General features: G+C 53.2%; 14 protein-coding genes, 1 tRNA gene and 1 pseudogene. 4 read left to right on the top strand and 12 right to left on the bottom strand.

Going from position 1 to position 13,901, the window contains the following annotated elements; all coding sequences use genetic code 11:
- Positions 1–72 precede the first annotated feature (72 nt).
- Complete coding sequence (gene cspD / locus J4650_RS18020) at positions 73–294, bottom strand: cold shock-like protein CspD (RefSeq protein WP_000447499.1); 222 nt, start codon at positions 292–294, stop codon at positions 73–75.
- A gap of 150 nt (positions 295–444) precedes the next feature.
- Here cspD and J4650_RS22880 point away from each other — a divergent pair, with 150 nt between their 5' ends.
- From J4650_RS22880 to clpA, 3 genes are all read left to right on the top strand, one after another.
- On the top strand, positions 445–522 hold the full coding sequence (locus J4650_RS22880; protein ID WP_212742690.1) for a hypothetical protein: 78 nt from the start codon (positions 445–447) through the stop codon (positions 520–522).
- Between the two features lie 95 nt (positions 523–617).
- Positions 618–938 (top strand): ATP-dependent Clp protease adapter ClpS, encoded by a 321-nt coding sequence (gene clpS / locus J4650_RS18025; RefSeq protein ID WP_000520789.1) that lies wholly within the window; start codon positions 618–620, stop codon positions 936–938.
- A 30-nt stretch (positions 939–968) separates the two neighbouring features.
- Positions 969–3,245, top strand: coding sequence for an ATP-dependent Clp protease ATP-binding subunit ClpA (gene clpA, locus J4650_RS18030; protein WP_000934064.1), 2,277 nt, complete (start codon positions 969–971; stop codon positions 3,243–3,245).
- Positions 3,246–3,457: 212 nt separating this feature from the next.
- Here the strand turns inward: clpA and J4650_RS18035 are convergent, their stop codons facing one another.
- From J4650_RS18035 to J4650_RS18055, 5 genes and pseudogenes are all read right to left on the bottom strand, one after another.
- Positions 3,458–3,655, bottom strand: coding sequence for a hypothetical protein (locus J4650_RS18035; protein WP_001117984.1), 198 nt, complete (start codon positions 3,653–3,655; stop codon positions 3,458–3,460).
- A gap of 161 nt (positions 3,656–3,816) precedes the next feature.
- Positions 3,817–4,170, bottom strand: a pseudogene (locus J4650_RS18040) (integrase); the annotation flags it as partial.
- 456 nt (positions 4,171–4,626) lie between these two features.
- A tRNA-Ser gene (locus J4650_RS18045) sits at positions 4,627–4,714 on the bottom strand.
- Positions 4,715–4,862: 148 nt separating this feature from the next.
- Positions 4,863–5,540: a hydrolase gene (locus tag J4650_RS18050; protein WP_000097893.1), complete on the bottom strand. Its 678-nt coding sequence runs from the start codon at positions 5,538–5,540 to the stop codon at positions 4,863–4,865.
- Positions 5,541–5,559: 19 nt separating this feature from the next.
- Positions 5,560–6,420 carry a pirin family protein gene (locus J4650_RS18055; RefSeq protein ID WP_000809969.1) on the bottom strand — a complete coding sequence of 287 codons (861 nt, stop codon included), beginning with the start codon at positions 6,418–6,420 and terminating at the stop codon, positions 5,560–5,562.
- Between the two features lie 108 nt (positions 6,421–6,528).
- On the opposite strand from J4650_RS18055, the gene J4650_RS18060 reads away from it, so the two are divergent.
- On the top strand, positions 6,529–7,440 hold the full coding sequence (locus J4650_RS18060; RefSeq protein ID WP_000597928.1) for a LysR family transcriptional regulator: 912 nt from the start codon (positions 6,529–6,531) through the stop codon (positions 7,438–7,440).
- A 90-nt stretch (positions 7,441–7,530) separates the two neighbouring features.
- On the opposite strand, the gene infA is transcribed toward J4650_RS18060, so the two are convergent.
- The 6 genes from infA to trxB form a co-directional block, all read right to left on the bottom strand.
- Positions 7,531–7,749 (bottom strand): translation initiation factor IF-1, encoded by a 219-nt coding sequence (gene infA / locus J4650_RS18065; RefSeq protein WP_001040187.1) that lies wholly within the window; start codon positions 7,747–7,749, stop codon positions 7,531–7,533.
- The gene (locus tag J4650_RS18070) at positions 7,677–8,060 is read right to left on the bottom strand and encodes a membrane protein (RefSeq protein ID WP_001539595.1); all 384 of its coding nucleotides are present in this window, start codon (positions 8,058–8,060) and stop codon (positions 7,677–7,679) included. Before J4650_RS18070 ends, infA begins: the two co-directional genes overlap by 73 nt.
- Positions 8,061–8,765, bottom strand: coding sequence for a leucyl/phenylalanyl-tRNA--protein transferase (gene aat / locus J4650_RS18075; RefSeq protein ID WP_001241649.1), 705 nt, complete (start codon positions 8,763–8,765; stop codon positions 8,061–8,063).
- A 44-nt stretch (positions 8,766–8,809) separates the two neighbouring features.
- A complete protein-coding gene (gene cydC, locus J4650_RS18080; protein ID WP_023993626.1) occupies positions 8,810–10,531 on the bottom strand; it encodes a cysteine/glutathione ABC transporter ATP-binding protein/permease CydC in 1,722 nt (573 codons plus the stop codon).
- Complete coding sequence (cydD, locus tag J4650_RS18085; RefSeq protein ID WP_023993627.1) at positions 10,532–12,298, bottom strand: cysteine/glutathione ABC transporter permease/ATP-binding protein CydD; 1,767 nt, start codon at positions 12,296–12,298, stop codon at positions 10,532–10,534.
- Between the two features lie 113 nt (positions 12,299–12,411).
- On the bottom strand, positions 12,412–13,380 hold the full coding sequence (gene trxB / locus J4650_RS18090) for a thioredoxin-disulfide reductase (protein WP_000537407.1): 969 nt from the start codon (positions 13,378–13,380) through the stop codon (positions 12,412–12,414).
- Between the last annotated feature and the right edge of the window lie 521 nt (positions 13,381–13,901).

Below are 13,901 nucleotides of genomic sequence, written 5' to 3' on the forward strand. Positions count from 1 at the left end.
GGCGTTAAATAAAAATGCCAGCCGATCGGGCTGGCATTTTGCCTCCTGGATGTACACAATGAGACAGAGGAGCTATGCAACGGCCTCTGCTTCGATGGGCACGATGACGCTGGCGTGATTGCCTTTTGGCCCCTGGTGGACATCAAACCGGACAGACTGTCCGGCTTTAAGCGTTCTGTAACCATCCATTTGAATGGTGGAATAATGGGCGAAAATATCCTCGCCGCCGCCTTCAGGGCAGATGAAACCAAACCCTTTGGCATTGTTGAACCACTTTACAGTACCCGTTTCCATGCTTCGACATCCTTCGTAAATCTTATATAAGTAAGATGGAATGAACCGGTGACGGAGTGGGGGCTGTTCAAAACCTCACCAACTCTCGACATTACAATTTAGAGAAATCAGGCGAGGCGTCAAGCATCAGGCAGGGGGGATCGGGTAAAAATGAATCAAAAATTTGAAGCAGTTAACGCTATTGCCGGGAATGTGACAGATGTCGCGGATGGTACTGATAGATGTTAGTTATCTATCAATTGAGGTAGATTGATTGTGTGCATAGACTCTGGTCAGCGGCAGATTTTCCTGCCGACAACCGTAACCGATAATGACGACTGACAATGGGTAAGACGAACGATTGGCTGGATTTTGACCAGTTGGTGGAAGATAGCGTGCGCGACGCGCTAAAACCGCCATCTATGTATAAAGTGATATTAGTCAATGATGACTACACTCCGATGGAGTTTGTTATTGACGTGTTACAAAAATTCTTTTCTTATGATGTAGAACGTGCAACGCAATTGATGCTTGCAGTTCACTATCAAGGCAAAGCTATCTGCGGCGTGTTTACCGCCGAGGTGGCGGAAACCAAAGTGGCGATGGTGAACAAGTATGCAAGGGAGAACGAGCATCCGTTGCTGTGTACGCTGGAAAAAGCCTGAATGCAGGTATAAAAATTGGGGGAGGTGCCTATGCTCAATCAAGAACTGGAACTCAGTTTAAACATGGCTTTCGCCAGAGCGCGCGAGCACCGTCATGAGTTTATGACCGTCGAGCATCTGTTGCTGGCGCTGCTCAGCAACCCATCGGCTCGCGAAGCGCTGGAAGCATGCTCCGTGGATCTGGTGGCGCTCCGTCAGGAACTCGAAGCCTTCATTGAACAAACCACACCCGTACTGCCTGCCAGTGAAGAAGAGCGTGATACGCAGCCGACGTTAAGTTTCCAGCGTGTCCTGCAACGTGCCGTCTTCCACGTTCAGTCTTCCGGGCGTAGTGAAGTGACTGGCGCGAATGTGCTGGTGGCTATCTTTAGCGAACAGGAATCACAGGCGGCTTATCTGCTGCGCAAGCATGAAGTGAGCCGTCTGGATATCGTGAACTTTATTTCTCACGGGACGCGAAAAGACGAACCGAGCCAATCTTCCGATCTCGGCAATCAGCCAACTGGCGACGAACAAGCTGGCGGGGAGGAACGTATGGAAAACTTCACGACGAATCTTAACCAACTTGCTCGCGTGGGCGGCATCGATCCGCTGATTGGTCGTGAAAAAGAACTGGAACGCGCGATCCAGGTCTTGTGTCGTCGCCGTAAAAATAACCCGCTGCTGGTGGGGGAATCCGGTGTCGGCAAAACGGCGATTGCCGAAGGGCTGGCCTGGCGTATCGTGCAGGGCGATGTGCCGGAAGTGATGGCCGATTGCACCATTTACTCGCTGGATATCGGTTCGCTGCTGGCGGGCACCAAATACCGTGGCGATTTTGAAAAACGGTTTAAGGCGTTGCTGAAACAGCTTGAGCAGGATACCAACAGCATCCTGTTTATCGATGAAATCCATACCATTATCGGCGCTGGCGCGGCGTCGGGCGGACAGGTGGATGCGGCAAATCTGATTAAACCGCTGCTTTCCAGCGGCAAGATCCGGGTGATCGGCTCAACGACCTATCAGGAATTCAGCAATATTTTTGAGAAAGACCGGGCATTAGCGCGCCGTTTCCAGAAAATTGATATTACCGAGCCCTCGGTGGAAGAGACGGTGCAAATTATCAACGGCTTGAAACCTAAGTACGAAGCGCACCACGACGTGCGTTATACCGCGAAAGCGGTTCGTGCGGCGGTCGAGCTGGCGGTAAAATATATCAATGACCGCCATCTGCCGGATAAAGCCATTGACGTGATTGACGAAGCGGGCGCTCGGGCGCGTCTGATGCCGGTGAGCAAACGTAAGAAAACGGTCAACGTGGCGGATATTGAGTCCGTAGTGGCGCGAATTGCGCGAATTCCTGAAAAGAGCGTCTCGCAGAGCGATCGCGATACGCTGAAGAACCTGGGCGATCGTCTGAAAATGCTGGTCTTCGGCCAGGATAACGCGATTGAGGCGCTGACCGAAGCTATTAAGATGAGTCGTGCGGGTCTGGGCCATGAGCATAAACCTGTCGGCTCATTCTTGTTCGCCGGGCCAACTGGCGTAGGGAAAACTGAAGTTACGGTACAGCTTTCAAAAGCGCTGGGTATTGAGCTGTTGCGCTTCGATATGTCCGAATATATGGAGCGCCATACGGTGAGCCGTTTGATCGGCGCGCCTCCGGGATACGTCGGTTTCGACCAGGGCGGGCTGCTGACGGATGCGGTGATTAAGCATCCTCATGCGGTGCTGTTGCTGGATGAGATCGAAAAAGCGCACCCGGATGTCTTTAACCTGCTGCTGCAGGTGATGGATAACGGTACGCTGACCGATAACAATGGCCGTAAGGCGGATTTCCGCAACGTGGTGCTGGTGATGACCACCAACGCCGGCGTGCGAGAAACCGAACGTAAATCTATTGGTCTTATTCATCAGGACAACAGTACCGATGCGATGGGCGAGATCAAGAAAGTGTTTACGCCGGAGTTCCGTAACCGTCTCGACAACATTATTTGGTTCGATCATCTGTCTGGCGAGGTGATTCATCAGGTTGTCGATAAGTTTATCGTCGAGTTGCAGGCTCAGTTGGATCAGAAAGGCGTCTCCCTGGAAGTCAGTCAGGAAGCGCGCGACTGGCTGGCGGAAAAGGGCTATGACCGGGCGATGGGCGCACGACCAATGGCACGTGTGATTCAGGATAACCTGAAAAAACCGCTGGCCAATGAGTTGCTGTTTGGATCGCTGGTTGACGGCGGACAGGTCACCGTCGCGCTGGATAAAGAGAAAAATGCGTTGACGTATGGCTTCCAGAGTGCGCAAAAGCACAAGCCGGAAGCCGCGCATTAATCTTCGTTTCACTGCCGTACAAACCGGGCCTTAGCGCCCGGTTTTTTTATGCCGGCTAATAGTTAGCCTGATGGCGTTGTGCTCGCGGTAGGCGGACAAGGCGCTTGTAAATTGCGTCATCATCCGGTAATCGACGGGTCAAATGCGAAAAAAAAGCCCGACCCGCTGCGTGAAAAGGGATGTTGAAGCCGCTGTTACCAATGCCAAAAAAACTAATCCTCTTCTCTGAAAAGAGTAGTCTTACACTTAGCACAAAGAATTCTTCTGTGATTATCCCATACCTGTATCAAACCAACATCGCTGAATTTCTCGTGACCACAACTGTAGCAGGATATTTTGCTCATATTGTGTTTTTTAATATATTCATCTTTGGTGGGAAGTTGCTTCCAGTAGCCTATCAGTCCGGGCATAACCTCTCCTTGAGTGGGTTATGTAATTTGCAAATTATGATAATAATCATATAAGAAATAGTTCAGTATGAAATTATTGCTTATCACATTTTCGAAAGCGAATGCTATTAGCATCACACTTTCTACGTTGTTATCAACGATAATGCTTTCGTACAGGTAGCTTAGCTGTTGGCAGTGCTATACCCCGTCCAATCATCCATCAACGCCACCCGTTTAGGCCATAACGTCCCACGCTGATACGCTGCTTCAGCCTTATCTGCCAACTGGTGCGCCAACGCATGTTCAATAACCTCACGTTGATAATCCGTTGCTTCACCAGCCCACTCACGGAAAGTAGAACGGAAGCCATGTTGCGTTAAGTCGATATATCCCATTCGTTTCAATACAGCCAATAACGACATATCAGAAAGTGTTTCAGCGCGAGGGGCAGGGAATACATGATTGTTATTTTTCAAACGCGGTAAGCCTTCTAATAAAGCAACGGCAGAATCAGACAGAGGAACTCGGTGCTTTTTTACTACCGAGAGATACTTATGCAAACTTTTCTAAAGCGTTTCAGACAGGGGAGTAGGGCTGTTTTTACACAATCTATAGCAACTTCCCCATAGCAACAAAAGGTCCAAAAACAAACCTTTTATCAGGGAAATCACAGCAAAAACAAGAAGTTTAGATACAAAAGCCCGTAGTTTCGTACGAGCTCTTTCTTGAAGATGGCGGTGAGGGGGGATTGACTCGCTTTGCTCGCCCCTTCGGGGCAGCCCGTTCGCTGTGCGGCCGGTCTGTCCAACTGGCTGCGCCGCTACTCAGCCCATCCCGGGGCCTCGCCCCTTCGGGGCCAGAGCAAGCTCTGTTCAAAAACGCTCCCGGCGTTTTTGTGTCGAACCCCGGTCGGGTGTTCTCATCCCCCCTTGGTTTGGGGGATACATATAAGCAAAAAGCCCGTACTTCTGTACAGGCTCTCAACTTAAATATGGCGGTGAGGGGGGGATTCGAACCCCCGATACGTTGCCGTATACACACTTTCCAGGCGTGCTCCTTCAGCCACTCGGACACCTCACCATATTGTATTGCTGCCTGACCGCTTGGGGGGCAACGGGGCGCTACTATAGGGAGTTGCGCTAAAACGGTCAAGCAGAATTTACATATTCACTGTCGTTTGCTCATGCAATAGACATAATCCCCGCCCAAACTGGCGCGGGGAGGCAAATTAACGCTGTGAATCCAACATTTCGTTGTTTTTCACCACATCCTGCGCTTTGCTGTAGCTTTCGATCAGCAGTTGATAGGCCGGGAATACCTGAGTATAAACGTCGGCCCACGCGGCGGCGTCTTCACGGTTCCAGGTGCCTTGCAGCTCAGAGGCGACAGCGGCAGTATCCATCGGTACGACGCCAGCCTGTACGATACGCGCCAGGGTGATCTCCTGCGCCATCTTACTGTAGGTGCCGGATGCGTCGATCACGGCAAATACCTTATAACCTTCCGCTACCGCGCTAATGGCCGGGAATGCCATACACACGCTGGTAATCGTCCCGGCAATGATCAGCGTCTTACGACCCGTCGCTTTTACCGCCTTAACGAAATCTTCGTTATCCCAGGCGTTAATTTCACCTTTGCGCGCAATGTACTGCGCATGTGGCGCATTAGCGTGGATCTCCGGGATCAGCGGGCCGTTCGGACCTTGCGGTACGGATGCCGTGGTAATGACCGGCATTTTCGCTAACGTCGCCATCTTCGCCAACGCCGCGGCGCGAGCGCGTAATTCCGGCATTGGCATATCGCCTACGGTCTGGAAAAGACCGCTTTGATGATCGATTAAAAGCATCACGGAATCGTTAACATCAATTACCGGGCGCAAACCATTAAAATTAGCAGGACTTGACATCGTGTTCTCCTTCATGTTTTCAGATTTGGCCAAAACGGCCGGAGTTGAAATCGCGGACTGCTTCTGCGATCTCTTGTTTCGTGTTCATAACAAATGGGCCGTAACCCACAATCGGTTCATTCAGCGGCTCGCCTGATAACAGCAATACGCTGGCGTCGCTGCTGGCCTCAAGGTGCAGCGTTTTCCCTTGCTGGCTCAATACCACCAGTTGCGCTTCGTTGACCGGCGTCGTGCCGTTCACCGTGATATTGCCTTTCAGTACCACCAGCGCGGTGCTCCATCCTTCCGGCTGTGCCAATGTAAGCTGGCGATTGCGTTGCAGGCGCATATCCCAGACATTGAGCGGCGAGAAAGTGTGCGCCGGGCCTTTTGTCTCTTCATAACGCCCTGCAATGACCCGCACGACTCCGGCGTCATCCGGTAACGTAACGGTCGGGATAACATCGTGGGTAATGCTTTGATAACCCGGGGTGGTCATTTTGTCCTTCATGGGAAGGTTAACCCACAACTGCACCATTTCCAGTTCGCCGCCCCGACGGGTAAACGCGTCGGAATGGAACTCTTCATGCAAAATGCCTGCGCCTGCGGTCATCCACTGAACGTCGCCCGGGCCGATAACGCCGCCGCGACCGGTAGAGTCCCGATGCTCGACTTCGCCACTATAAACAATCGTCACGGTCTCGAAACCGCGGTGTGGATGCTCCCCAACGCCGCGTTTTTCATTACCCGGCGTAAATGTGTGCGGCCCGGCATAATCCAGCAGCAGGAAGGGACTCAACTGCTGCGCATGTGACTGATAAGAAAAGAGTGAACGAACCGGAAATCCATCGCCAACCCAGTGCGGGCGAGGTGCGGTATAGACGCCTGTAATCTGTTTCATGGTGTTCTCCTCAGTGGCGTTGTCTTGATGTGAATAAGCTTATATTCATGACAAAAGCTTCGGTAGTGGCTAAAATGGCTCATACCGTTCCATTAATAGGACAATGTAATGATAAAAACGGATCTCAATGATTTTGCGTGGTTTGTGCATGTGGTCGAAGAGGGTGGGTTTGCCGCGGCGGGGCGTGCGCTTGATGAACCAAAATCAAAACTGAGCCGGCGTATTGCGCAACTGGAGGAACGGCTGGGCGTGCGATTGATTCAGCGAACTACCCGGCAGTTTAACGTTACCGAAGTGGGACAAACATTCTATGAGCACTGTAAAGCGATGCTGGTGGAAGCTCAGGCGGCGCAGGATGCCATTGCCGCATTGCAGGTAGAACCTCGCGGTATCGTGAAGCTAACCTGCCCGGTGACGCTGCTGCATGTACACATCGGCCCAATGCTGGCGAAGTTTATGGCGCGTTATCCTGATGTTTCGCTACAGCTTGAAGCGACCAACCGTCGGGTGGACGTCGTAGGGGAGGGGGTGGATGTGGCGATTCGCGTCAGGCCGCGCCCGTTTGAAGATAGCGACCTGGTGATGCGCGTCCTGGCTGACAGAGGGCATCGCCTGTTTGCCAGCCCGGATCTTATCGCACGGATGGGAATCCCTTCCGCGCCGGCGGAGTTGAGCCATTGGCCAGGGCTAAGTCTTGCATCCGGCAAGCATATCCACCGCTGGGAACTTTATGGCCCGCAGGGCGCGCGTGCGGAAGTCCATTTTACCCCGCGTATGATTACTACAGACATGTTGGCGCTACGCGAGGCGGCGATGGCGGGCGTGGGGCTTGTGCAGTTACCTGTCTTAATGGTGAAAGAACAACTGGCCGCCGGTGAACTGGTCGCGGTGCTGGAAGAGTGGGAGCCCCGGCGGGAGGTTATTCATGCTGTGTTCCCATCCCGGCGAGGATTATTACCTTCCGTACGCGCGTTGGTCGATTTTTTGACGGAAGAGTATGCGCGCATGGTGGAAGAGTAACCTGCTCGTCATTCATCGACTTAATGGACGCAAAAAAGGCCGGTTAAACCGACCTTTTATCCAGCCGCCCTTCAGGGCGTGAGGAGACAATTAGCGACTACGGAAGACAATGCGGCCTTTGCTCAGGTCGTACGGGGTCAGCTCAACGGTCACTTTGTCGCCCGTCAGGATGCGGATGTAGTTCTTACGCATTTTACCGGAGATGTGTGCAGTAACCACGTGACCGTTTTCTAACTCTACGCGGAACATGGTATTAGGTAACGTTTCGAGAACGGTACCTTGCATTTCAATATTGTCTTCTTTGGCCATCTAATCCTCTGGGGTATCACTACCATAATTTGAACCGGCAAGATAATGCCGAACTTCTTTTGATAAGTAAAGATTTGTGCGTTTAAAACACAGCAAACCAGGTTTAGCACATGATTCCGCGACACACGACAACGCCGCGTTATACACCTTTTCCCTGATACTACCGCCTGATGTATCGACATAAGCGCAACATATAAGGGAACGGTGAAATAAACGATGGGCGTTACCTGACAACGGGCTGCGGGATAATGAGCTAAACCAATTCTGCGGCAGCAATTATAACACCCCAATAAAAAATGTGCCGAAAACATTCACTTCCGGGGCAAAAATAATGTCCGCGGCACCCAAAAACGGGAGGCCAGCGGCTGTTGGCGTAAGGCCGCGAGGTGATCGAGGTAGTCACGACGTGGAATTTCAATGGCGCCGAGCGAGGCGGTATGACTATTAAGTACCTGACAATCAATAAGTTTACCGCCGTGACGGATAAATTCAGCGCAAAAAACCAGCAGTGCGGTTTTAGAAGCATTCTCCTGGCGGCTAAACATCGATTCGCCGCAAAATAGCGCCCCCTGCGAGACGCCATACATCCCGCCGACCAGTTCCCGATCGCGCCACACTTCAATGGAGTGCGCGTGGCCCAATTCATGTAATCGGCGATAGGCTTCCTCAATACCACGCGTTATCCAGGTGCCTTCGTCACGGTGATTGGCGCATCCATCAATGACCCGGTCGAAAGCGTAATTGAGCGTCACGCGGTAAGGGGATGCGTTGTGAAAGCGCTTCATGCTGCGACTGAGGTGAAACTTTTCAGGCCACAGCACGGCGCGCGGATCGGGCGACCACCACAGAATCGGGTCGCCCGGCGAAAACCACGGGAAAATCCCGTGCTGGTAGGCCATTAACAACCGGGCAGGGCTGAGATCGCCGCCCAGTGCCAGTAAACCGTTAGGCTCGCGTAAAGCGCCTTCCGGCGAAGGGAAGGCGATAGAATGTCGGGAAAGCTGAACCAGACGCATGACGGCGAAACTCCAGTACGCAAGTCGGATCGTTCAATAATAGCTTACAGACGTTGTTTAAACTGATAATAGCGCCCTTGTCCGGCTAACAATTCTGCATGAGTGCCTCGCTCAATGATGCGCCCGTCGTCCATTACGATGATTTGATCAAAACGGGCCAGGCCGCGCAAACGGTGAGTCACCATCAGGACGGTTTTTTCGCGCATCACATCGGCAAGTAATTCCAGCATTTCGCTCTCGGTGGTCGCATCCAGCCCCTCAGTAGGCTCATCCAACAGCATCAACGGGGCATCGTGCAACAGCGCGCGGGCGATGGCCAGGCGACGAAGTTCGCCGCCGGATAGCAGACGACCGCCTTCGCCGAGCCAGCTATTAAGCCCACTATCTTCGAGCAGATTTTCGAGGCCGACGCGACGCAGCATGTCGGAAAGGGCTTCGTCGCTGGCATTGGGCGCCGCCAGTAATAAATTATCACGCAGCGTGGCGCTGAACAGGTGGACACGCTGCGGCACCACGCTGATAGTCCGGCGTAAGGCGGATTCGCTCAGCGAGGATAGCGGAAGATCGTTGAGCAGAATTTCGCCTTGTTTCGGGTCCCAGGCGCGGGTGAGTAGCTGCAACAGCGTTGATTTTCCGCAGCCGGTACGCCCCAGAATAGCGACATGCTCGCCAGGATTAGCCTGTAATGAGAGGGCATTGAGCGCATTAATCGGCTGGTCGGGATAACGAAACGAAACGTCCCGCAGGGTGAGTGTGACCTTTTCCGGCGCGGGAGTTTCTGCCTGCGGAAAGGTCACCTCCGGTTTTTGCTCCGTTAATTCAGTGATACGAAGCGCAGAGGCGATAACCTGCCCCAGATGCTGGAATGCGCCGGTAACGGGCGCAAGCGCCTCGAAAGCCGCCAGCGCGCAGAAGACAAACAGCGCGATGAGCGCGCCGGGCTGCGTATTGCCGCCAACGCCGCCGGAGGCCATCCACAACATTAACATCACCGCCAGCGCGCCAATCAGCAGCATTAACGCCTGCGATAAGGCGGTCAGTTCAGACTGTCGGCGTTGGGCCTCATGCCATTGTAATTCGGTGGCTTCCATTTGCGCCCGATAGCGTTTGCTGGCGCCAAAAATGGTGAGTTCCGCCTGGCCCTGTAACCATGACGTGAGCTGTTGGCGATACTGACCTCGTAGATGTGTCAGATTTTGGCCGGTATTTTTGCCGGCGCGATAAAACATCGGCGGCATAATAAACAGCGTCAACAGCATAATGCCGCCCAGCGTGATCGCCAGCGTCACGTCGAGAACGCTAAGCCCCAGGGTGACAATCATAATTACTACAAAAGCGCCGACCAGCGGGGAGATGACGCGCAAATAGAGATGATCCAGCGTGTCGACGTCGGCAACGATGCGGTTCAGCAGTTCACCTTGCTGATATCGCGCCAGACCCGCGGGGGAGAGCGGTAGAAGTTTGCTGAAGGTATAAATACGCAGATGTTGCAGCACGCGGAACGTGGCGTCATGACTTACCAGACGTTCAAAATAACGACCGGCGGTACGGGTAATGGCCGCGCCGCGCACGCCGGCTGCCGGGAGCATATAGTTAAAACTGTAAATTCCCGCGAAGCCTGCGATAGCGGACGCGGACAGGAACCAGCCGGAAAGCGTCAGCAGCCCGATACTGGCAAGCAGGGTCAGGATTGCCAGCGCAATTCCCAGCGTTAGCATCCATTTATGGCGTTTATAAAGCGTCAGATAAGGGAGTAGCGCGCGCATTTAAATATCCTCCTGACGGTGAGCCAATAACGTCGCAAAAGCGCCGTTGGCGGCGCTGAGTTCGGCATAACTGCCTTGTTCGACAATCGCGCCATCTTGCATAACCCAGATAGCGTCCCAGTCGGCGAGATCTTCCAACTGATGCGTCACCATTAATGTGGTCTGGCGTTTTGACGCCGCTTTTAACGCCTGCATGACGCGTTGCTCGCTGTGAGCGTCCAGGCTTGCCGCCGGTTCATCCAGCAGTAGCAGTTGACAGGGATTAAGTAGCGCACGGGCGACCGCTACACGCTGTGCCTGGCCGACGGAAAGTCTGCTGGCATGATTGCCGAGCGGGGTGTCTACTCCTTGCGGCAGCAGCGGTAAAAACTCGCTTACCCATGCGGCGTCAAGCGCGGCATAAAGTTCCTGCTCGCTGGCCTCCGGGCGCGCCAGTAATACATTTTCGCGTAGCGTCGCCGCAGGTAATTGCGGGTTTTGCCCAACCCAGGAGAGATGCTGGCGCCAGGATTCCGGCGAGAGATCGCGAAGCTCGACACCGTTAATACGCAAAGAGCCCTGATAGGAGAGAAAACCGGATAATACATTCAACAGAGAGCTTTTACCGGAACCGCTGCGTCCTACCAGGACGGCGCGTTCTCCTGCCGCTAATGAGAAATTCAGCGGCCCGGCAAGCGTTTTGCCTTCTGGCGAGGTGATAATAAGATTGACTGCGTCAATGGTTACAGGTTCGTTTTCCGCCAGCTCAACTTCGCCGCGCGCCGGGTGGGCGAGGGGTGTTTCCAGAAACGTCTTCAGACTATCCGCCGCGCCAACCGCCTGCGCCTTAGCATGGTAAAACGTGCCGAGGTCGCGTAACGGCTGGAAAAACTCCGGCGCGAGGATCAAGGCGAGGAACCCGGCGGCGAGCGTCACACCGGTACCGTAATGACCAAAGTTCAGCTCGCCCAGGTAAGAGAAGCCAAAATAAACGGCGACCAGCGCAATAGAAAGCGAGGTGAAAAACTCCAGCACGCCGGAAGATAAAAAGGCGAGGCGCAGAACTTCCATCGTGCGCTGACGAAAATCCTGCGATGCTGCGCGAATGCTCTCGGTTTCCGCTTCTCCACGACCGAAAATTCGCAGCGTTTCCATCCCGCGCAGACGGTCAAGAAAATGGCCGCTTAGCCGGGCAAGCGCCAGGAAATTGCGGCGGTTGGCGTCAGCCGCGCCCATCCCCACCATCGCCATAAATAGGGGAATGAGCGGGGCAGTGCCCAGCAGAATCAGCGCCGCCGCCCAATTTGACGGGAAAATCGCCGCCACGATTAAGAGCGGTACGCAAACGGCAAGCGCCATTTGCGGCAGATAGCGCGCATAATAGTCATGCATATCGTCAATCTGTTCCAACACCAGCGTCGCCCAGCTACCGGCGGGCTTGCCCTGAATCCAGGCTGGGCCGGCTTGCTGCAGACGCTCCAACACCTGACGGCGGATCTCAAAGCGAATATGTTGTCCGGCATGAAAACCGACGCGCTCGCGCAACCACACCACCCAGGCGCGGAGGACAAAGACCAGTATCAGCAGGATAAAAGGGAGCAACAGCGCTTCCCGTGGAATGTTCTCCATGATCATATGTTGCAGGATACGCGCCATGATCCAGGCCTGAGCGACAATTAATACGCCACTCATGAACCCCAACAGGCGGGAAATATTCAACCACCGTTGGGAGATTACGCTTTGCTGTTTTAACCAGCGGGTCAGCTCTTTTTGACGGGTTTTATTCATTGCACGCTTAGCAGGTGAGTTATTGGAATTTCAGGCAGGGCAATGTTACAACGACGCAAAAATAAAGGCGACTTATAGTCGCCTTTTTTACTTTTGTTACTGATTTGTAAAAACTATTTGCTCGCGTCGGCCAGACCATCGAGATAGCGTTCAGCATCCAGCGCCGCCATACAGCCCGTACCTGCAGAGGTGATCGCCTGACGGTAAATATGATCCATAACGTCACCCGCCGCGAATACGCCAGGGATGCTGGTTTGTGTGGCGTTGCCATGGGTGCCGGACTGAACTTTGATATAACCATTTTCCAGCTCAAGCTGGCCTTCGAAGAGCGCCGTGTTTGGGCTATGACCGATGGCTACGAAAAGTCCGGCGATGTCCAGCGTCTCAATATTATCGCTTTGCTGCGTGTCGCGAAGACGCAGACCAGTAACTCCCATCTGGTCGCCGGTCACTTCTTCCAGCGTCCGGTTGGTGTGCAGAATGATATTGCCATTTTCGACTTTATCCATCAGGCGCTTAATGAGGATTTTTTCAGCGCGGAAACCGTCACGGCGATGGATAAGGTGCACTTCCGAAGCGATGTTGGACAGATAAAGCGCTTCTTCAACCGCGGTGTTGCCGCCGCCGATCACCGCCACTTTCTGATTGCGGTAGAAGAAACCGTCGCAGGTTGCGCAGGCGGAAACGCCGCGCCCTTTAAAGGCTTCTTCCGATGGCAGCCCCAGATAGCGCGCGGAAGCGCCGGTCGCAATGATCAACGCATCACAAGTGTACTCTGCGCTGTCACCTGTCAGACGGAACGGACGATTTTGCAGATCCACGTTGTTGATGTGATCAAAGATTATCTCGGTTTCAAATTTTGCCGCATGTTCATGCATGCGTTCCATTAGCAGCGGGCCGGTCAAATCGTTTGGATCGCCGGGCCAGTTTTCCACTTCCGTCGTGGTAGTCAGTTGACCGCCTTTTTCCATACCGGTAATAAGTACCGGCTGTAAATTTGCGCGTGCGGCATACACCGCCGCGGTATATCCCGCCGGTCCTGAGCCCAGAATAAGCAGCTTACTGTGTTTGGTCGTGCCCATGAGATCCCCATAGTTGTTGGCAGACAATGAGCAGAATTGTAGGGAATTTACAGACGTAAAAAAAGAGCATAACGATTTTGTTAACAATATGTGTAATAGCATGAACCGATGAACAACCGCGACAGCGGCGTTATCATCACAAACTTTAATTAAAATCGGTAACTTATAAGGTGACGAAATGACAGTTTACCGCCCTCTCTAATGAATAACTGGCATGTTGTACTAAAAATCGATGTTTTGCTTTGACAATCACCTGCTGTTTTGCGAAAACATTCGAGGAAGAAAAAAACTGTGTTATGTATGTGCTGCATAATCATGCATGTAAATACCATGTTTACCGGGCTAGTGAAATCTACGCATGGCGTGGACAGACGCCATTCGTGATGTCGATAGCTGCCGCGAGGCAACGGTCTTCTCACCATAGACCAGGCATTGCGCGCCGTTAATCCCTCTGGGTTTCGGTCTATTGTGATGGGCAGCGACTCTGAACAGTGATGTGAGTAGAGTCAGGCAGGAGTAGG

This window comes from Salmonella sp. 32120201201600049SM, assembly GCF_017572835.1.
GTDB lineage: Bacteria > Pseudomonadota > Gammaproteobacteria > Enterobacterales > Enterobacteriaceae > Salmonella > Salmonella enterica.